Here is an 18,852-nt window from a genome sequence, read left to right on the forward strand (position 1 = left end):
GTGTCCCCTTGGGACTCAGTGGCTTCCCGCTGTCTTTGGACGCAAAGAAAAGAAACAGAAGAAGAGGATGATGTTCATATCCTATTTAGGAAGGCTGTAGCACAGGTAGCTGCGATCCTAGGACAGCAATAAGGCGGGAAGAATCTTCTCTGCCTTTTGCGTTCACAGTCTGCTCGTACTATTCGTTGGATTTGCGAGGAATCCACAAAGGTAGCGTGTCTTCTGGACTCAAAATCTCAATTTTTCGTTGAGGCTGAAATCCTAAGCGTCAAGAACGCACGCTACGCTAAAAACATGACAAAAACTATACTTTGAAAACATCCTCTTAAAAGAACTACTTTATGACTATAAAAATCCAGACCGAAAAAGACTTTCTTACGCCAAGCACTAGTATCAAGACTAATAAAGAAACAGAAAACGAAAAAGTTCTATGTCCTCATTGTCGGCGCACTGCTACGAACGGTATTAAATGTAAAGGGATGTGTGTGGCTGACAATGACTATTAACGCAATGATTGACAAAAAGCACTTTTTCTGAAAATTTCAATGTCCACAAAGTCAACCGTTACGAACTTTTCTTCAATTTTTTTCTAGAAATGACCTCTAAAGAATGAATTTTTCAGAAGAGTCTCAAGCTAAGCTGAGGGTGACATAATGCAATCAAAAAATTAGGCTGGAAACTGTCTGGCGAAGCACCCAATTGGGGGATTCAGGCTAAAAAACTGTTTTTAATAAATAGTGACAGATTAGCCGAAATCGAACAGCAATCAGCCACTAGGAGGAGGGTTTTATGATCGTTGTCCATCATCTCAACAACTCGCGATCGCTGCGCGTACTATGGCTGCTCGAAGAATTAGGTATCGAATACGAAATCAAGTACTATGAACGCGATGCTCAGACGATGCTGGCACCAGCATCGCTGTACCAAATCCATCCCCTCGGCAAGTCACCCGTGATCACAGATGCAGATCTGACGATCGCTGAGTCGGGTGCCATTATCGAATACATAGTGGATCGCTACGGCAATGGTCGGTTAATCCCAGCATTGGGTACGCCGGAGCGTCTGCGCTACACGTATTGGCTGCATTACGGCGAAGGTTCTGCAATGCCACCGCTGGTGATGAAGGTAGTTTTCAAACATTTTGGGAAAGGGGACAGCGGCGCTCAAGATGCGTTCATCGCCCCCCAGATCAAGCTTCATTATGACTACGTAGAAGGCGAGCTTCGTAAGAGTACATGGTTTGTAGGCGAAGAATTCACTGCCGCCGATATCCAAATGAGTTTTCCGCTGGAAATGCTCGTCCAGCTTCCCGAACAGGTCGAGAACCGACCAAAGATCAAGGAATTTGTCGAACGCATCCATGCGCGACCTGCTTATAAACGCGCCCTTGAACGTGGAGGTGCATACGACTTAACCAAATTCTAATAGTTGATTAGCGATGCAGTGACTCTAACCGAAACAATTTTAGATTGGGGAGCCAATACTGTTCGCGCAGCGTGGCACTTTGTGCCATAGGAGGGTTTCCCGACAGAGGTACTTGGCGTTGACTTTCGGTACAAGCCCCGTCCTTGACGGACGGAATTAATCCAAAATCGTAAATCTAAAAATTTAGAGATGAGTTCTGTTTCGCTCCAAGCAGAGCACTTTTAGGGTGGAGTTAATCCAAAATCTAAAATCCTAAATCCAAAATTGATTGACGCATTTGCAGGTGCTTTTTCATCAATTCAAAGTAGGGTAGAAACATAGCCCGTTACTACCTTACTTTCAACTGTAGCTACTAGTAGTTATAACCTAGTAGCACAGATGGCAGCACCAATGAGTCCTACTTGTTGATTTAGGACAACATAAACGGGTATATCTTCAAGCAGAGGACGCATCCTACCTTTTTGAGTGAAATTGCGGATGAACCTGTCTTGTTGGATTAAAGGCAGTATTTTCGGAGCAATTCCACCAGCAACGTACAAACCACCATAAGGTAGAAGTTTAAGTGCAATATTACCTGCTTCTGCAGCGTAGGCTTCTACAAATAACTGCATGGTTTGTTCACAAAGGCGATCGCTTTTCTCTAATGCAGCGTTACCAATGACAGCACCCGGATCAACGCTTTTTTCTTGCCCTCCCACTTCTTGTTCGCACTTTCTTATTATTTGGGCAATTTCTGGTGATTCAGTAGCAATTTTGCGATCTCGTAGAAATTGGTAAATTGCTAGAATTCCCATCCCAGAAACGACTCGTTCTACAGAAACCCGTTGGATATCATGCTTCGAGAGCAGGTATTTCAAAAGTTGAAACTCTAATTCGGTACGGGGGGCAAAGTCAACGTGTCCACCTTCAGAAGCAAAAACTTGATAGTTCTGTCCCTGCTTAATCAAAAATCCTTGTCCCAAACCAGTACCAGCACCAATAATAGCAATAGGGGCTTCGGGGTTGGGTTTGCCAGCCTGTAAAGTTAGCAGATCTTGGTTGTCTAAACCTAAAACACCATAGCCAACAGCTGCAAAGTCGTTGATGAGAGAAACATGGGATATACCGAGTTCTTGTTGTAAACGTTCGCTATCAAGGAACCAAACTAAATTAGTCAACTTAGCGGTATTTTGCACCACCGGTCCTGCAATGGCAAAACACGCTTTTTCTGGAGTTTGTGTGTTAGCCTTAAGCAAGAACTTTTGTACCATCGGCACCAAATCGGGAAAGTCTCCACTGGGGTACCGTTCCTCACAGATAGTGTGTAATGAAGCTTTTTGTGATGCTTCAACCAATCGTAAGATGGTTTTCGTGCCGCCGATGTCTCCTGCCAATAGTAATGTCATGTGAGTTGTTCTTAGTTAAAGCGAATGACTTCTTCTACCTGAGTTAAATGCGAGGTATCTCCCTTTAGTTCTAGCAACCACTCTGGGTGTTGACGCACAACTTTTACTAAAGAACATAGAGAAGCCTTCACTTCCGTTCTGGCAATTTCACCTACTAAACCTATTGCCGCCCCCAATACGGACGCACCATGTCCCACTAAAAGAATATTTTCTGGAGAGAATTCTGTCGTTAGGCATCTAGCAGTTTGTCCCGAACGTTCCTGCATTTTTTCGTAAGTTTCTGGGTAATTTACTGCAATGCGCGGAGTGTAGCTGATGTCTATTCTGGGGAATAATTCTGCTAATGCTCGGGTTAAGAGTCGCAGTGGTTCTTCTTTCATCCAGACGGGATTCAGCCATTCGCTTAAGCCTGTTTCTAGTTTTATCGGCAAATCAAGAACTTCTGCCACGGCGTTTGCTGTTTGTACTGTCCGCAGGAAGGGGGAAGCAAAAATATGAGTAATATGTTCTCGCTTGAGCCGATTGGCTAATTGCTGCGCTTGCACCATACCATCTTCAGAAAGTGGTGGATCGTAGCGTCGTTCTGCTGTGAGAAACCAATCAGGGTTAACAAAGTCGAGACGGTTGGCGTGTCTTGCGATCCAAACAATTTGACTCATGGTATGATTAAACATTTTTTTAAAGCAAAGCCTATGCTCTACGCATGCAGCCCGTTAGCATGGGCTATCAGTTAAAATAATATGACATAATGTGTAACTATTTGTAATAGAATAATTTATAGGCGTTTTGCGCAAAGCATGAGGTACACGGGTAGGGGCACGGGTAGCCTCATTGGTGTCAACTTAACGTTCAACCCTCTATTCCACGTTGGTTTGACCTCACTCCCCTTCGGGTATCTCCTGCAAAGACGCTACACGAACACCAGTCGCCGTGAGAGCGGAAACCCTCACAACGACCGCGCTCAGTGCACAGCCTGCAGCGCTGGATTCACCGTTAAGCGTAGCTTAACGTCCCCTTACTCCAACCAAAGTTGATTTTTAGCTTGTTCCGCTTCATTTTCCATGAGCCTTGGATGGACAACCCTATACAATGTCTACTCGTAAAACCCAAAATCTGGGTGTATTTTTGCGGTGAATCCAGCGCCGTGCGGTGAATAAGGGCGCGAATGACGGCTTTCCCCACCTAGGGCGTCGGTCAAGTAATAATGGTTGACAAAATAGATGTAATATGGGTGGGTATTGACCAAAATCAGTTCGGATTAGAGGGTGGTGTAATTTATGCGTCCTTCCTAGTGGAATCCTCCCATCGAATTATCGCCCGTCAGAGCGAAGCATCATCTCTGGGATTAACAGAGCTAAACTATTTATCTTTTTACGCCACAACCGTCATCTTCTGTTTAAGGCACAGTTTCAAGCAGAACTGACTACTATGTTTAAAGACAGCACGGTTGGTCATTGTCCTGTGCCGCCTGCACAACTAGCGTTAGCATTAATTCTACAAGCCTACACTGGAGTTAGTGATGATCAAGTGATTGAAGCATTGGTAATGGATAGACGTTGGCAGTTAGTACTCGAGTGTCACGATTGCCAAAACGCCCCTTTTAGTAAAGGAACTTTGGTAAATTTTCGACAAGCGATGATCGACTTTGAAGTTGACCGGAGATTAATTGAGCGTACAGTAGAAATATCAAAGGAGCAAGGTGGATTTGGTTCCAGTAACTTGAGAGCTGCATTGGACTCCTCACCGTTATGGGGGGCGGCAAAAGTAGAAGATACTTATAATCTGTTAGGTCACGCGCTGCGTAAAGCTGTAAGGTTAATGGCGCAAACGTCGGGGCAGTCAGTTGCAGAGCTTGCACACCAAACACAACTAGATGATCTACTCACACGAACTTCGCTCAAAGCCGTCTTAGATATGAACTGGGATAACCCAACTGAGCGTTCAATAGCCCTAGAAACCATTCTCAACGCTCTAGATCAAGTAGAGTCTGAGTTACAAAAAAAAATGAATATCAGGAGCTAAAGGATGCCCAACAAGCACTGTCCGTGGCACGACAGATTCAATCCCAAGATGTAACTATTGATTCTAGTGGGAAACCAACACTGGTTAAGGGTGTAGCCAAAGACCGCCGAATTTCTATTGAAGATTCAGATATGCGTCATGGACGTAAAGTCTGCCGGGGGAAGCAACCCAAGCGGCGAGCTTTACGTAAAAGCCGCTCACAACGTTTTGATGGTTATAAACGTCATCTGCTACGGGATTTGGATATCGGGGTGGTGCGTTCCGTCGGTTTGACGAGTGCTAACGTTCCAGAAGCTCAAGTTACTGAAGCAATGGATGCAGATTTGAAACATCACAAAGTTAAGATGGTAGAGCTGCACATTGATCGAGCCTACTTAAGTAGTCATTGGGTTAAACAACGTTCCCAAGACTTAACTATTTTCTGTAAAGCTTGGCCTGTACGTAATGGCGATTGCCGGAGGCGCAGCTAGCTTAACGCTTGATCAAGACGGACTTTGTACTTGACTGGAACCAAGGTCTAATTCGTTGTCCTAATCATGTCAGCATCCCCTTTGAGTCTGGAAAAACTGTTCACTTTCCCGCCTCTGAGTGTAGTGTTTGTCCTTTACGTGAACATTGTACTACTTCTATTAGAGGTCGCAATGTCTCAATTCATGAGGCAGTGCGTTGCGCGGGTTCCCCGCGTTGTAGCAACTGCCGTCCGGATGAAGCTTTTATGCAGGAATTGCGTGAGCGCCAAGACACTGAATCCGCAACAGCTAAACTCCCAGAACGTTCTATTGTGGAGCATACCTTGGCTCATCTCGGGCAATGGCAAGGCGACCGTGCCCGTTATACTGGCTTGCGCAAGAACTTATTTGACTTGCGGCGTGTAGCAGTTGTACATAATCTCCATGTAATTGCACGGTTGCTATCTGGCGCTTCAAACCAACAAGTCTTTTAAATCCCCTAGTTAATGATACGCCCTTGGCGTCTGCCCTTTGGGCAATCGCATCCTTATTCTTCCTGCTTTTCCAGACACATATTATCTCTTTTTTGTCAATCACTATGACTTGACCCACGCCCTAGAACCCCTTACTCTTACCGCTTGTCAATTAACCATCGGCGGGGTTTTATCTCTAGCCAAGGTCAGGGTTTTTTTTGTTATGCCCTGCTAGCTAATAAGTTGCTTTTTTAGATTCTGTTTCACCTTGTACACTCCCTTTTAGCGCAAAGCTCGCCGGGAGGAGTATCCCCCCGGCAGACTTTGCGCCAGTGCCAGCCCATAACAGCCGTCTGATTACGCCCTGTGCCCAGCTTTGGTCTCTAGGATTGCGAGCCTACTTGCCGTGGGCAGATAAGGAGTCACCTCTGAGTTTGAGGGGAAGGGTTTTCACCTTCATTCCTTCCGAAGTTCAACCTTTTGATCGCTCTCAAGGCTGGTTAGCTTATACTTGGACTGATTGCCAAGGTTTGGCTAACAACGAATCGCACTAGTAGTCCACCAAAGCAACTTTGCCGGGTCAGACAGTCGGGTATAAGCGCTCCATCTTTCTGCGTGCATCCGTGGTTTGAAATCGCCAATTCACACTTGCTCGTTGAGAATTACGCTGTTTCTCCCAAGCGGCAATTTCTACCTCCAAAGTTGAGCGATCGCCAATCCGTGTCTCTAAACATTGACGAGATAAAACGGACAATTCAATCTCCACCTGGTTCAACCAACTAGCGTGTTTGGGCGTATAGTGAAACTCGAGTTTTTGTATGATTCTCCGGGCTTCTTGTGGGTTAAAGGCTTCATATAAAGCTGCGGGATTGTGGATATTTAGGTTATCGACAACTAGGCGAATAACTTCCGCTTCTCGGCAATAAATGTCTACCAAATCTTTCATTTGTTTTGCAAAATCTATTTTGGTACGCTGCTGTGTGACTTCTATGTGTCGCCATCCTGCCAAAGGTTGAAAATACGCAAATAAATTAACAGTGCCGTTGCGTTTATACTCGTAGTCATAACGCTCTGGTTGGTCAGGTTCAGGAGGCAATGGTTGTCTAACCTCTTCTACTAGTTGATACGGGGTTTCATCAAAACAGACTACTGGGCGCTTGGGATCATAAGGTTCATTGTATAAATCCAATAAATCTTCCATCCGTAAAACATACTCAGCATTTACCTCTGGTATGCACCATTGTTCCTTCAACCACGGTTTTACTGAGTCCCTTCGGGACACGCTACGCGAACGTTTTTTTTAAGTAGCAGCGAACTGTTTGATCACAAATCGAATCCACAACGCCAATACCTACTAACTCGTCTGCCAAAAGCTGCATTGTCCAACGAGTACGCCCCTCTGGAGGAGATGAACAAGCAGTAGCTATCAGAAATGCTTCTTGCTTACCATCGAGTTTGCGAGGCTTGGGTGGATGCGGTCTATCCTCAAGGGCAAAGTCTATGCTTCCAGTTACAAATTTCTGACGAGTGCGTTCGACAGTTGAGACGTTGACTTTAAGCGCTGAGGCGTTAAGCGAAGCTCTGCGAAGGAATCGCCTCATCTGTTTTAGCTTCACTTGCCATCAGGAGAATATAGGCGCGGGTGATTGTTCGCGCCTTACGCTTACCTGTTTTTATTAGCGACCGCAGTTGAGATTCCTCAACCTCACTCAAATCCACAATGTATTTCTTTGTCATAATGCCACCCACTCGCAATCTTGGAGTAGCTTATCAAATTATTGGCATTACCTGGCAAAGTTGCTTTGGTGGACTACTAGTTGTTTAGTTTCTTGACGACTTAGGACGAACTTTGTTAAGTGTTAAGCGTATTTCCATCGAAAACCTCCCAGTCCAAAAACTTGCTCATCTCCCCTTTGACTTGCTCCAAGGTTACCTGTACCCTCGTATGATGAAAATATAAGAAAGTAGCCAAATCATAACGGCATCACATGGGCAGTATTTGGGAACTTGATTTTTACTCGCGTCCGATTCTGGACGAAAATCAGAAAAAGGTTTGGGAAGTTTTGGTATGCGAAACTCCTTTGGAAACCCGAACTAAAATTGATTCTGTCTTTCGCTTTGCGAAATATTGCCCCAGTACTGAGGTGAATTCAGTGTGGCTGCGGACTGCGCTGGAAGAAGCAATCAGCGAAGCAGGAAAAGCACCAATCAGAATACGCTTTTTCCGCCGCCAAATGAGCAACATGATTACCAAAGCTTCCAGAGATTTGGGTATTTCCGCCCAGCCAAGTCGCCGCACTTTGCTGCTTAACCAATGGCTGGAACAGCGGATGGAGGAAGTTTATCCTCAAGAACCTGGGTATCAAGCAGGAACAAATCCATCTGTACGTCTAGAGAATCCTCCACCCCTACGCTTACCAGACGCTTTAGAAGGAAAGCAGTGGATATTTGTGACTTTACAACAATCGGAATTCACCCAAATGCACGACTGGGAAATAGGTTTTGGTGAAGCTTTCCCCTTTGAATTGGCACAAATTTCCCCTGAAACCCCTATTCCTGGTATTCTGATTTTCTCACCAAGAGCATTGCCGATCGCAGGCTGGATATCCGGTTTAGAGTTAGCTCGGTTGAAATTAGATGATAAGGAAGAGCCGAGATTGGTTTTAGAAACCGGTGCAACTGAAAGCTGGATTTTGGCAAATCTCAAAAACTCTCAAACCTTAGCAGAAGCCAAAAGCTTTGAAGAAGCAAAGCAAAAAGCTAATGGGGTGCATTTTATCGCAGTACAGTCCAATCCTCAAGAAGAATCTTTTGCGGGGTTTTGGCTGTTGCAAGAGGTCAATGTGCCGTAAATTTGATAGAGGTACTGCCACGCCTTTAGCTGTAGCGGGAATCAACTCATAAACTAATTAGATGGATAAAGGTTGGTGGGGAGTGGTTCATTGTTAGTCATCAACAATTGATAACTAACAACTAACAACCATCCATTTCCTATTGCCAATTTCTAAGTCCACAGCCAAAACAACATGGTGTATAAAGAATTACCAAATAATTTTCTGGTGGAAGAACTGCTGGAACTCTCGATAAAATCGGGTGCGGAAGCAGCTGAAGTCTATCAGTCAAAATCACTGTCTCGACCTGTGTTTTTTGAGGCAAATCGCCTCAAGCAGCTCGAAAGTAGCCAATCAGAAGGCACAGCACTGCGGCTGTGGCGCAATGGATGTCCCGGATTAGTCGTGGCTTACGGTCCAGTCGAACCACAAGCATTGGTGGAACGTGCTTTAGCCCTAAGTCAACTCAATCAACCTGAAGCAGTGGAATTAAATGGTGATTCTAAGCCTTCTTACCCAAACCTGGGTGAAGATGTACCCATAGAAAAGTTGGTGGAGTGGGGGAAAGAAGCGATCGCTATCATCCGCGACGCATATCCAGATGTTATTTGTACAAGTGAGTGGGAATGCGATGTTGAAACCACAAGACTTGTTAACACCAAAGGTTTAGATTGCCATTACAGCGACACCACCCTAAGTTGCTATGTAGAAGCAGAGTGGGTACGAGGTGACGACTTTTTGAGCGTTTCTGATGGTCAAACCAAAAGAGGTAACCTTCAGCCAGACAGAGTTGCTCACCAAATTTTACAACGGTTGGCTTGGGCAAAAGAAAACGTTACACCTCCCAACGGTCGCGTTCCAGTTTTGTTTACTTCTAAAGCTGCTGATATGCTTTGGGGAACTGTACAAGCAGCTTTAAATGCCAAGCGAGTTTTAGAAAAAGCTTCTCCCTGGGTAGAACGTATTGGTACACCAGTGATGTCACCAATTCTCACCCTCTACCAAGATCCCAAAGCAGGACCTTACAGTTGTCCGTTTGATGATGAAGGTATCCCAACCCAATCTTTAGTATTTATCCAAAATGGTGTATTGCAGCATTTTTACTGCGATCGCACCACCGGACGCCAGTTAAACATGGCTTCCACAGGTAACGGTTTTCGCCCCGGTTTAGGCAGTTATCCTACTCCTGGTTTATTTAATTTCCTCATCCAGCCTGGAGGTGAATCGCTACAACAATTGATTCAATATCTGGATGATGGGTTAATTGTGGATCAAATCCTGGGAAGTAACGGCGGCATTTCTGGTGACTTTTCCATCAACGTTGATTTGGGATATCGTGTCCAAAATGGTCACATTATTGGGCGCGTCAAAGATACGATGGTGGCTGGAAACGTCTATACAGTTCTTAAACAATTAGTTAAACTGGGTGACGATGCTGACTGGAACGGTTCTTGTTACACTCCATCTTTATTAGTAGAAGGGTTATCTAGCACTGGCAAGCAAAATTGAAATGAGTGACATACTCCCCACCGCATGGCGGATGGGGCTTCTCAACCAATCCAGCTATTGCTATCTCCTTTGGAGACGCTACGCGAACGGAGGCGTTGAGCTTTGTTTAGACAGAACGGGATGCCCCTCCGCTCTGTTTTTTATGTTGATTGCTGCATTCCAATCACGATCCATTTGACAACCACATTGACACTTGTGCCAACGCTCATGCAGTTTCTTCGGAACCTTGACGCCACAACTTGAACATATCTGAGATGTGTTGTGCGGATTGACTGGCACTACCAACAAACCAGCTTTTTCGGCTCTGTTTGCCAGTATTGAAAGAAAACTTGACCAGCCAGCATCGTGAATTGATTTAGCTAGATTGGACTTTCCCAATCCCTTTACGTTCAAGTCCTCGTGAGCTACCACATCATGCCGATTGAATAAGCGTTTAGCAGTCTTGAAGTGAAAGTCTTTACGCTTGTCAGTTACTTTTTTGTGCTGTCTGGCAAGTTGCTTGACTGCTTTATTCCTGCGGTTACTACCTTTCTTGCGACGCGAAATACGTTTTTGTAGACGCTTCAATCGCTTTTCCGCTTTCCGGTAATATTGCGGGATGGGTGCTTGGAATCCTTCTGAAGTAGTAAGAAAGTGCTTCAATCCCACATCAATACCAACAATCAAATCAGGATTGATATCTGGTTTGGTAGTCGGGACTGTAGGATCTTCCAGCGATAAGGTTACGTATCTCTTCATACCAATTGAATCTATCAGCCAACAGATACTTGTATTGCGCTCTCAACATAGATAGCCATCTATCAATGTCAGCAGCTTGTTGTTTGGTTGGTCGTAGTCGAAACTGGTATGAAGTTCTCATTTGCTTTGCCCTCCTTGTCATCTATGTTAGCATGAATGTAGTGACAACGACATGATTATGAAAAACAATTTCTTACAAATAAGACTCAGTGATCGTCGAATGAGCAAATTACGCGAGTACTCAGCAATTGAAGATAAGACTATGACTCGCGTACTTGAGGACTTCATTGACTCGTTACCCACTAGGAGTGTGGGAACTCCTCACGCAGCCAACAATCCCGTTGATCAAGAACAACATTGATTGTGGCTGCAATCGTCATTCCCCGGCTATCCATCCCCACCGCACGCCGGACTCTTGAATTCCGGCGAACTTCGTTAAAAAATAATTTAGTGACTTTTTCTTTGTTCAAGTGATAACCTTGATAGGTTTGTTGCAAAAATCTGGTTTTAGGAGATTTAGAACCACAGATGGACACAGATGTACATAGATAATTTATCTGCGTCCAAAGCTTGTGCATCTGCGGTTTCATATTTATTTTTGAATTTTGAACTTTGAATTTTGAATTAATATGTTACCTCTTGTGATCACTCAGAGCTTTCGCACTTTGTGGCAGCCTAGAAGAGGTTTAGCGATCGCAGAAGCATCGGTTATCGGGGTCGTCGCTGCTCTATCAGCTGTATTCTTTAAATTTAGTGTTGGATGGTTAGGATCATGGCGAGTTCATTGTTCCTACTTATTTCCTGCGTGGCTTGTCTTACCAGTAATTGGTGTTTGCTTTGGATTTTTAGCTGGGTTACTTGTGCAGAGGTTGGCACCTGAGGCGTCTGGTGGAGGAATTCCACAAGTCAAAGCCTCTCTTGGGAATGTGCCAGTCAGACTGTCGTGGCGTGTGGCAGCTGTAAAGTTATTAAGTTCTATTATCGCTTTGGGGTCGGGTTTGACATTAGGGCGGCAAGGTCCTACTGTTCATATTGGGGCGGCTTTGGCGGCGGGGATGAGTCGTTGGGTTCCTACCTCCCCAGATCATCGACGTCAGATGATCGCTGCTGGTGCAGGTGCTGGGTTGTCAGCAGCTTTCAACGCCCCGATTGCGGGCATGATTTTTGTTGTCGAGGAATTACTTCAAGATTTATCAGGATTAACTTTAGGAACTGCTATTATTGCTTCATTTATTGGTGGTGTTGTCTCACGACTGTTAGGTGGTCGTAGTCTACAACTTGACTTGGCAGCAACTCATTATTCCAGCAGCTTTTCAATCACAGAAATTCCCTTTTACCTAATTTTAGGAGTCCTCGCGGGGTTACTGGCGGCATTATTCAATCGTGGATTGATCGCTAGTCAAAGAATTTACCGTAATTTACACATTAGCTTGCCGTTACGAGTGGCATTGGCTGGATTTATTTCTGGTGTTATGGTTGCTTTGCTACCACCTTCTTTCCGCAATAATAGTGAGTTACGGGAGTTTGTAATCACTGGTGAAGTTGATCCTTCCATCGCAGCGCTTGCCTTTGTCGCTCAGTTTATCCTTACCTTGGTCGCATTTGGCTCAGGAGCGCCAGGAGGATTATTTGCTCCCAGTCTAATCTTAGGTTCTTGTTTAGGATATATTATCGGTGTCTTCCAGGAACATGCCTTGGGACTGGGAAATCCCACAACTTATGCACTGGCAGGAATGGGTGCCTTTTTTAGTGGTGTTTCTAAAGTCCCATTTACGGCAATTGTGATTGTGTTTGAGATCACCACAGATTTCAATTTGGTGCTACCTTTGATGATTGGCTCTGTCACATCGTACTTAGTTGCCGAAAAGATAGTCCCTGGGTCATTGTATGACAAACTTCTACAATTAAGTGGCATCACTATCCAAAAACAAGCTCCTATTGAAGGACTACTGACAAAGTTAACAGCAACAGATGTGATGCAAAGACGGGTAGATACTCTAGAGGTAGAAACGTCTCTGGATGAAACAGTAGAGGCTTTTTCACGTTCTGACCATCGGGGTTTTCCGATAGTATTAGATGGTAAATTAGTAGGAATAGTGACACAAAGTGATTTGCGGAAAATACGCGATCGCAACCTCCCGAAAGATGCGAGTCTCACGGAAATAATGACTAGCAATCCTTTAACGGTCACTCCCGTGCATAGCCTCAGCGATGTACTGTATTTATTAGATCGCTATCAAATTAGTCGCTTACCAGTAGTCGAGGGGCGTAGACTGATTGGGATCATTACCCGTGCAGATATTATTCGCGCAGAAGCAAACCATATCAACTGTGAAAACAAGCAATCTAAGTCGCGATCAGAACCTTCTTATGTTGTTTATCAAACGCGTTCTCCGAGTACTGGTAGAGGAAGAATATTAGTACCGATAGCGAATCCGGAAACAGCAGTGACACTATTGGAGATGGCTGCTGCGATTGCTCGCGATCGCCATTATGAAATAGAGTGCATACAAATTATGCCTATCTCCCGCCACAGTTCCCCAACAGAAACACCAGTCAGAACAACGAAAAGTCGTCGCTTGTTAAGATTGGCAGAAGCTTTAGGCAAAAAGCGCAAAATCCCCGTGCATACGCAAATTCGGGTTGCTCATGATCCAGCCCAGGCAATTTTAGAGACAATAAAAGAAAGACACATCGATTTGCTTTTGATGGGGTGGAAAGGTAGCACTTCTACTCCTGGTCGTATTTTTGGGGATATTGTAGACACTATCATTCGTCGTGCCAGTTGCGATGTGGTACTAGTGAAGTTGGGACAAGACAATTCTAAATCGCGAAAAACACTTAACCAACCAAAGGATCTGATTCAAAATTCCAAACTACTGACTCCCAACTCAGCACTCAGCAACCCTAATCACCAAGAAAATCTCCCCACGCCCCAAACTCCTCAGTACTCCTTTAACCGTTGGCTTGTTCCAATGGCTGGTGGTCCTAATGCGTCGGTAGCGATTAAATTGTTACCTGCTTTAGTCACATTGGGAAATGATCCAAAAGTTCGCCTGACTAGAATATTCAAGCCATCAGAAATAGAGCCAGATATGAGAATTTTGGAAGAAGCTATTCGCCAACTGATTCGTCGCCGCAAATTGAGTAGTACTGTATTCGCCTCAGCCATTAAATCCGACTCAGTTGCTCAAGGTGTGATTAATTTGGTCAAAGAAGAACAATACGATGTTGTGATTTTAGGCGCTTCGCGCGAAGGGATGTTGCAACACGCAATTACAGGTAATATTCCAGAGGCGATCGCTTCTGGTGTTGATAGTACAGTCATTTTAGTCAGAGGAGCGTTAACCGCTTCAGCCTAAAAACTAGATCATTTTGAATCCTTTTTTCCATTCCCGTTAAGGGGAAGGTTTTTGCAGATTTTTGGTAATTACTTCAGTCAGGAAAGATCTGCAAAAATTTCTATCTTGTTACGCGAATAAGTCATCGAAAGAGATTCTGCACCATCTGGCAGAGCATAGCTAGTAGATTTTTATTTCTCTGGCTAGTTAATGTTTGCAAAATTTGCTGGTTTGGGGCATTGTATTTGCAAAGCAATTTACATTTAAAAACCATTCGAGATTATGAATCCCTATTACAGTAGCGATGACTGATATTAGAGTTACCAGCCAAATAGTCCAAGGCTTTATGTCGCGCATATATATTGTCCAATATTTTGTGATTTACTGATTTCCTCTATCACTGAATCTCTGCCTTAACATTCAACAAATAAGACAGTAGGGCAATTGGTTGTCACTACGTTATATTACTGTGTTAAAGTTATACTAACTTAATTTTTAGATTTTAGATTTAGTGATTGTGAAAGAATCATTGGTAATCCTTTTTAAGGTTCAATCCGTCGCATTCTTTTTTCAATTTTGTATTAGATTGTGCTGTCAAATTATCTTAGTAATTCTATTGAGATTATAGTCTTAATTTGTTTGTAGCTTGATTTTAACAGCTTTATAAAAAAATGTATACAAAAATTACTTAAATTCCAACAGGAAAATGTAAATTTTACGTATATCCATAAGTAGCGACACCTGTAGCGTCAACCCTCCGGCTTATCGCCTTTGCCTGCAGCGCTTACGCGATCGCCTAATCTTGTAGGGTGTACAAAAAAACAATTTTCTTTCCCCTTACATACGCCCTTCGGGTTCGCCCTATGGCGTAAGCCATAGGGCAGTGGCTCCCCTACACTCCTACACCCCTACACCCTCATCGCCTTCTTTACCAATTCTGGTATCTCAGAAGGACGTTCTGCAACTGGAACTCTGGCAAAGGAAAAGGCAGCTAACTTATTTTTTGCTGTGCCAAAATCGGGATCGCGTCCGATGACAGCCGCCAAAGTTCCAGTTTGACGCCAATGTTTTGCAGGTGGTGCTTCTCTACCTGCAACATAAGCAACAACTGGTTTATCAATTGCTTCGGCAATATATCGTGCTGCGGCTTCTTCGCGATCGCCACCGGGTTGTCCAACTAAAACTATTGCCTTTGTGGCTTCATCTTCATCCAATATTTGCAACCATTGCAGAAAAGACGAACCAACGATCGCATCACTTCCAATGCTGACACTCATCGACTGTCCCAAGCCAGCATCAGTTAATTCCCTAGCTATTTCGTAGGTGAGAGTCGTGCTTCGACTTAGTATTCCTACTTTTCCTTCAGTATAAAATTCACTAGGTTGAGTTCCTAAAAGGATTTTTCCTGGTATGATGATCCCAGGACTATTTGGTCCTACTATCAGGGTTTCTTTTGCTTCGGCTTTACGAAGTAGTTGTACCATATCCAACGGTGGTACACCAGGAGAGATGATAATGATTTGGCGGATATTAGATGCGATCGCTTCTAGTGCTGCATCTAGAACTTGGTAAGGATGTACGCAGATAATTGTAGTATCAATAACTCCAAATTTATCCACGACTTCCTCTACAAGGTCGAAGACTGGCAGACTGTAGATCTGTTGTCCACCCCATCCAGGATTAACCCCAGCGACCAAATTTGTACCATTGGCTTTCATTTGAGCAACATGATTTGCTGTAATGTACTCAGAAAAGCCTTGGATTAACACTTTGCTATATGGTGTTAAATTCATACTATAGAATTTGTGAAATTATTTGTGTAGGCACAGGGAACAGGGAACAGGGAACAGTGAACAGTGAACAGTGAACAGTGAACAGAGTCAGCGATTTGTTGACTCCCCTTAACTTGGTAACTGATAACTGATAACTGTACCAAGCTTCGCAAAAATCAAATAGTAGTCTTATAGGTGAATTAATTAAAACCTTCTATATGCTGTTGATTTAGCCAAACGGATTGCTTCTGCTACGCCCTTATCTAAATTTTCCACTACCGTTATTGACGTGTCAGTTGGAGTTTTCAGTGCTGCTATATCAGCTCTTGCTGTATCGAATTCAGAACCAGCAAGACGCACGACTAAGCGGGGAAAACTGTTCTCTCGACGTTTACCGCCATTTGACTTAGCCATAAATAATTGAGTTTCATTCATACTATTTTCTACGAACTCACCAATGACTTGAGAAACTTCGCTACCTTGAGAAATGCTACCTAGGAAATTAATGAGTATTACCTGAATACTTTTATCAGTAGCTATATTTTTTAAAGCTTTTTCCAAGCGACTCTTAAAGGTAGTTGGTGAAGCATCAGTAACAGACGCATGGCGGAGGTTCAAACATACCCCAGGTTTCCCACCACTATTAATCACCAAGTCTAAAGTTGCCATTACCAATCCAGCACCATTGCCCAAAATGGCAATTTTACCGTTCATTTCTACTACATCCCAGTTGCCCAAATTCCTGATTGTATCGCTACTGGTATCATTATTTTCCATGGCTTGTGCCATATCAGCGATATTTGGATGGCGACCAATTGCTCGTTCGTTAACGCTGACGTTACCATTAAGCGCCATAACTTGACCAGAGGCACTTACACCTAAAGGATTGATTTCCACCAAGTCCAAGTCTTTTTCTACAAATAAGTGGTACATCTTCTCAACAACAGTGCTCACTGACTGTATCAATGCACCTTGCAAGCCCATTTTCAACGCCAGTTGTCGAGCATAAAATGGGGAAAACTCTTGTTCAACAACCACGTAGTGCATTTTTTCGTCTGCGGATTCCCAATCTATGTCCTCTGCTTCAGTACAACCTAAAAGTATAGGACGGCAGACAGCTGTATCCAATACCACAGCAAGATAAAATTCTTGATCAGTTTCGTACTTAGTTTCTGCCAGTAACACTTCTGGCAATTGTCCTAAAATTGGCAAATTAAAGATACTTCGTGCTGCGGCGATCGCATCAATTGTCGTTCCTACAAACCTGACTCCACCTACTTTTGCTCGTTCCACCGCATTGACTTGAGATTTCAGAACAATTGGGTAGCGAATTTTTAAACGTTTTAAATCCGTGGGATGGTCAATTCGTTGCGAAGGCAATACAGGAATGCCTATGTTCGCAAACCATTCTTTGACTTGGTATTCTAATAAATCCATTGACACACACCTTTTTGCCACATTATAAGGGTGGCTAGAGTGAATCACGAAAACATTCACGCTGCCCCCTTATTGCAGGATAAAGCTTTTTTTGACTAGAAATCTTTCTGTTTTTTTATCAATTTTATTTAGTTTCTTAAATCGATAAGATACATTTATTGATTTTTATCATAAATTAGTTTTTTACTAAAATATAATATCATTACTTACCTCTGTAATTTTGCTATATTTTTTCAATATCTTCTGTAACAATAGAAACATTTAAATTGTTGGCATTTCTCATAAGTCAGTAATCTTGTTGTTGATCAATGATTTAGGATTGCTATAGTACGTATGATAACAAATATATTTGTTAATAATTTGATACAAATGTACAAGGTAAAGTCTGTGCAAGCAGAAAAATCGGTTATGTTAGCTATAAAATTAGTTAAATCCCGAAAGGAAACTAACAATAGTCACATAACTAGTCATGTCAGCACAACAAAACAAAGAAATCGCCCGACAATTCTGTGAACAAACATGGGGAAAGGGAAATTTGGCAGTAGTAGAGGAACTTGCTAGCCATGACTTCAAGGTTTACTACCCTATACTTCCTGGAACACTTGATTGTGAGGGTTTTAAATCATGGGTCGCTGACATTCACACAGGTTTCCCCAATCTACAGTTTACAATTACAGATGCAATTGCTGAAGGGGACAAAGTTGCGATTAGCTGGACTGCTCAACGCACTCATAAGGGAGATATAAAGTTTCTAAACCTCCCTCCAACAAAAAAGTCAGTATCGTGGACAGGAATTATAATTTACCGCATTGTCGAAGGCAAAATCACCGAAGAGCGAGGGCAAGAAGATGCTTTGGGTGTTCTTCAGCAACTCGGTTTAATTCCAAAGCTGTAGCTTTGGTTATCTCATATAGGTGAAGACAAAAATAGACCCCATCTAGGACGTGCTAAACGGGGTTTTTTGTTATTTTGAATAGTATGCATGAGATCAACTAAATAGCCAGAAATAAATCTATTCCGAAAAACAAAATCTTGCGCAAAGTAGCTATTGAGTACTGTTGCACGAGTAAAGAGGATACCGCAAGTTCCTCGGCTAGCCATTGCGTGATTCCCAAACTAATTTCTTGCGTTATTACTTGTAATACTAATGCTAGTACCACCGTTAATGCTACGGCAGTTTTAGCGATATGCTGGTGATTTTTGGGATCGGGTTGAGAATCAATCTCTTTTTCAACAATCTGAGGTTGCATAGCTTTTAGCGATTATATGTAGATGACCCAAGGTGTGTGAATACAAGATTAAATTTATCCTAGCGAGAAAAAATAAATAAAGGTCTCTTTCTTATGACTGATTAGAATATATATCGCTAGGTACACACAAGTAAGTCAACTAAGCTCGAAAGTACTGCCCAAACATCCAAGTGAGAATACAATTTGGTATAAGTTACGGTGCATTGATATCAAACAGCCT

Annotated in this window: 15 protein-coding genes and 2 pseudogenes; 8 read left to right on the forward strand and 9 right to left on the reverse strand. The window is 43.2% G+C overall.

The annotated features are described in order from the left end of the window. The first annotated feature begins 341 nt into the window (after positions 1 to 341). On the forward strand, positions 342 to 506 hold the full coding sequence (locus tag AC5590_RS01680; protein ID WP_498822697.1) for a DUF8639 family protein: 165 nt from the start codon (positions 342 to 344) through the stop codon (positions 504 to 506). Positions 507 to 789: 283 nt separating this feature from the next. Further along, positions 790 to 1,425, forward strand: a complete 636-nt coding sequence (locus AC5590_RS01685; protein WP_169262851.1) for a glutathione S-transferase family protein — start codon at positions 790 to 792, stop codon at positions 1,423 to 1,425. 359 nt (positions 1,426 to 1,784) lie between these two features. On the opposite strand, the gene AC5590_RS01690 is transcribed toward AC5590_RS01685, so the two are convergent. Further along, positions 1,785 to 2,810 (reverse strand): glucokinase, encoded by a 1,026-nt coding sequence (locus AC5590_RS01690; RefSeq protein WP_169262852.1) that lies wholly within the window; start codon positions 2,808 to 2,810, stop codon positions 1,785 to 1,787. Between the two features lie 11 nt (positions 2,811 to 2,821). Next, positions 2,822 to 3,469, reverse strand: a complete 648-nt coding sequence (locus tag AC5590_RS01695; RefSeq protein WP_169262926.1) for a histidine phosphatase family protein — start codon at positions 3,467 to 3,469, stop codon at positions 2,822 to 2,824. A 645-nt stretch (positions 3,470 to 4,114) separates the two neighbouring features. Between AC5590_RS01695 and AC5590_RS01700 the strand changes: the two are divergent. Both AC5590_RS01700 and AC5590_RS01705 read left to right on the forward strand, forming a co-directional pair. Then, positions 4,115 to 5,775, forward strand: a pseudogene (locus AC5590_RS01700) (transposase). Between the two features lie 311 nt (positions 5,776 to 6,086). Continuing rightward, positions 6,087 to 6,308, forward strand: a complete 222-nt coding sequence (locus AC5590_RS01705; RefSeq protein ID WP_169262853.1) for a hypothetical protein — start codon at positions 6,087 to 6,089, stop codon at positions 6,306 to 6,308. A gap of 26 nt (positions 6,309 to 6,334) precedes the next feature. On the opposite strand, the pseudogene AC5590_RS01710 reads toward AC5590_RS01705, so the two are convergent. Beyond that, positions 6,335 to 7,491, reverse strand: a pseudogene (locus AC5590_RS01710) (IS630 family transposase). Positions 7,492 to 7,742: 251 nt separating this feature from the next. Between AC5590_RS01710 and AC5590_RS01715 the strand changes: the two are divergent. Both AC5590_RS01715 and AC5590_RS01720 read left to right on the forward strand, forming a co-directional pair. Beyond that, positions 7,743 to 8,606: a Tab2/Atab2 family RNA-binding protein gene (locus AC5590_RS01715; RefSeq protein ID WP_169262854.1), complete on the forward strand. Its 864-nt coding sequence runs from the start codon at positions 7,743 to 7,745 to the stop codon at positions 8,604 to 8,606. 174 nt (positions 8,607 to 8,780) lie between these two features. Next, positions 8,781 to 10,094 carry a TldD/PmbA family protein gene (locus tag AC5590_RS01720; RefSeq protein WP_169262855.1) on the forward strand — a complete coding sequence of 438 codons (1,314 nt, stop codon included), beginning with the start codon at positions 8,781 to 8,783 and terminating at the stop codon, positions 10,092 to 10,094. A gap of 78 nt (positions 10,095 to 10,172) precedes the next feature. Here the strand turns inward: AC5590_RS01720 and AC5590_RS01725 are convergent, their stop codons facing one another. The 3 genes from AC5590_RS01725 to AC5590_RS01735 form a co-directional block, all read right to left on the reverse strand. Beyond that, on the reverse strand, positions 10,173 to 10,832 hold the full coding sequence (locus AC5590_RS01725) for an RNA-guided endonuclease InsQ/TnpB family protein (protein WP_370460493.1): 660 nt from the start codon (positions 10,830 to 10,832) through the stop codon (positions 10,173 to 10,175). After that, on the reverse strand, positions 10,762 to 10,974 hold the full coding sequence (locus tag AC5590_RS01730; RefSeq protein ID WP_370460494.1) for a helix-turn-helix domain-containing protein: 213 nt from the start codon (positions 10,972 to 10,974) through the stop codon (positions 10,762 to 10,764). Before AC5590_RS01730 ends, AC5590_RS01725 begins: the two co-directional genes overlap by 71 nt. A 160-nt stretch (positions 10,975 to 11,134) precedes the next feature. Then, positions 11,135 to 11,422, reverse strand: coding sequence for a hypothetical protein (locus AC5590_RS01735; protein WP_169262856.1), 288 nt, complete (start codon positions 11,420 to 11,422; stop codon positions 11,135 to 11,137). Between the two features lie 39 nt (positions 11,423 to 11,461). On the opposite strand from AC5590_RS01735, the gene AC5590_RS01740 reads away from it, so the two are divergent. Further along, positions 11,462 to 14,194, forward strand: coding sequence for a chloride channel protein (locus AC5590_RS01740; RefSeq protein ID WP_169262857.1), 2,733 nt, complete (start codon positions 11,462 to 11,464; stop codon positions 14,192 to 14,194). A gap of 887 nt (positions 14,195 to 15,081) precedes the next feature. On the opposite strand, the gene AC5590_RS01745 is transcribed toward AC5590_RS01740, so the two are convergent. Next, positions 15,082 to 15,966, reverse strand: a complete 885-nt coding sequence (locus AC5590_RS01745) for a succinate--CoA ligase subunit alpha (protein WP_169262858.1) — start codon at positions 15,964 to 15,966, stop codon at positions 15,082 to 15,084. A 183-nt stretch (positions 15,967 to 16,149) separates the two neighbouring features. Next, on the reverse strand, positions 16,150 to 17,382 hold the full coding sequence (locus tag AC5590_RS01750) for a succinate--CoA ligase subunit beta (RefSeq protein ID WP_169262859.1): 1,233 nt from the start codon (positions 17,380 to 17,382) through the stop codon (positions 16,150 to 16,152). Positions 17,383 to 17,851: 469 nt separating this feature from the next. Between AC5590_RS01750 and AC5590_RS01755 the strand changes: the two genes are divergently transcribed. Beyond that, positions 17,852 to 18,277, forward strand: coding sequence for an ester cyclase (locus tag AC5590_RS01755; RefSeq protein WP_169262860.1), 426 nt, complete (start codon positions 17,852 to 17,854; stop codon positions 18,275 to 18,277). A gap of 97 nt (positions 18,278 to 18,374) precedes the next feature. On the opposite strand, the gene AC5590_RS01760 is transcribed toward AC5590_RS01755, so the two are convergent. Then, the gene (locus AC5590_RS01760; protein WP_169262861.1) at positions 18,375 to 18,632 is read right to left on the reverse strand and encodes a hypothetical protein; all 258 of its coding nucleotides are present in this window, start codon (positions 18,630 to 18,632) and stop codon (positions 18,375 to 18,377) included. Positions 18,633 to 18,852 lie beyond the last annotated feature (220 nt).

Origin of the sequence: Brasilonema octagenarum UFV-OR1 (genome assembly GCF_963888615.1) — a bacterium.
Lineage (GTDB): Bacteria > Cyanobacteriota > Cyanobacteriia > Cyanobacteriales > Nostocaceae > Brasilonema > Brasilonema sennae.

Bases quoted from the DNA above. Each gene is read 5' to 3' on its own strand.
- AC5590_RS01750 (WP_169262859.1), bottom strand. From the start codon at position 17,382: ATGGATTTATTAGAATACCAAGTCAAAGAATGGTTTGCGAACATAGGC.
- AC5590_RS01680 (WP_498822697.1), top strand. From the start codon at position 342: ATGACTATAAAAATCCAGACCGAAAAAGACTTTCTTACGCCAAGCACT.
- AC5590_RS01760 (WP_169262861.1), bottom strand. From the start codon at position 18,632: ATGCAACCTCAGATTGTTGAAAAAGAGATTGATTCTCAACCCGATCCC.
- AC5590_RS01715 (WP_169262854.1), top strand. From the start codon at position 7,743: ATGGGCAGTATTTGGGAACTTGATTTTTACTCGCGTCCGATTCTGGAC.
- AC5590_RS01725 (WP_370460493.1), bottom strand. From the start codon at position 10,832: ATGAAGAGATACGTAACCTTATCGCTGGAAGATCCTACAGTCCCGACT.
- AC5590_RS01685 (WP_169262851.1), top strand. From the start codon at position 790: ATGATCGTTGTCCATCATCTCAACAACTCGCGATCGCTGCGCGTACTA.
- AC5590_RS01735 (WP_169262856.1), bottom strand. From the start codon at position 11,422: ATGAAACCGCAGATGCACAAGCTTTGGACGCAGATAAATTATCTATGT.
- AC5590_RS01690 (WP_169262852.1), bottom strand. From the start codon at position 2,810: ATGACATTACTATTGGCAGGAGACATCGGCGGCACGAAAACCATCTTA.
- AC5590_RS01720 (WP_169262855.1), top strand. From the start codon at position 8,781: ATGGTGTATAAAGAATTACCAAATAATTTTCTGGTGGAAGAACTGCTG.
- AC5590_RS01695 (WP_169262926.1), bottom strand. From the start codon at position 3,469: ATGAGTCAAATTGTTTGGATCGCAAGACACGCCAACCGTCTCGACTTT.
- AC5590_RS01745 (WP_169262858.1), bottom strand. From the start codon at position 15,966: ATGAATTTAACACCATATAGCAAAGTGTTAATCCAAGGCTTTTCTGAG.
- AC5590_RS01730 (WP_370460494.1), bottom strand. From the start codon at position 10,974: ATGACAAGGAGGGCAAAGCAAATGAGAACTTCATACCAGTTTCGACTA.
- AC5590_RS01740 (WP_169262857.1), top strand. From the start codon at position 11,462: ATGTTACCTCTTGTGATCACTCAGAGCTTTCGCACTTTGTGGCAGCCT.
- AC5590_RS01755 (WP_169262860.1), top strand. From the start codon at position 17,852: ATGTCAGCACAACAAAACAAAGAAATCGCCCGACAATTCTGTGAACAA.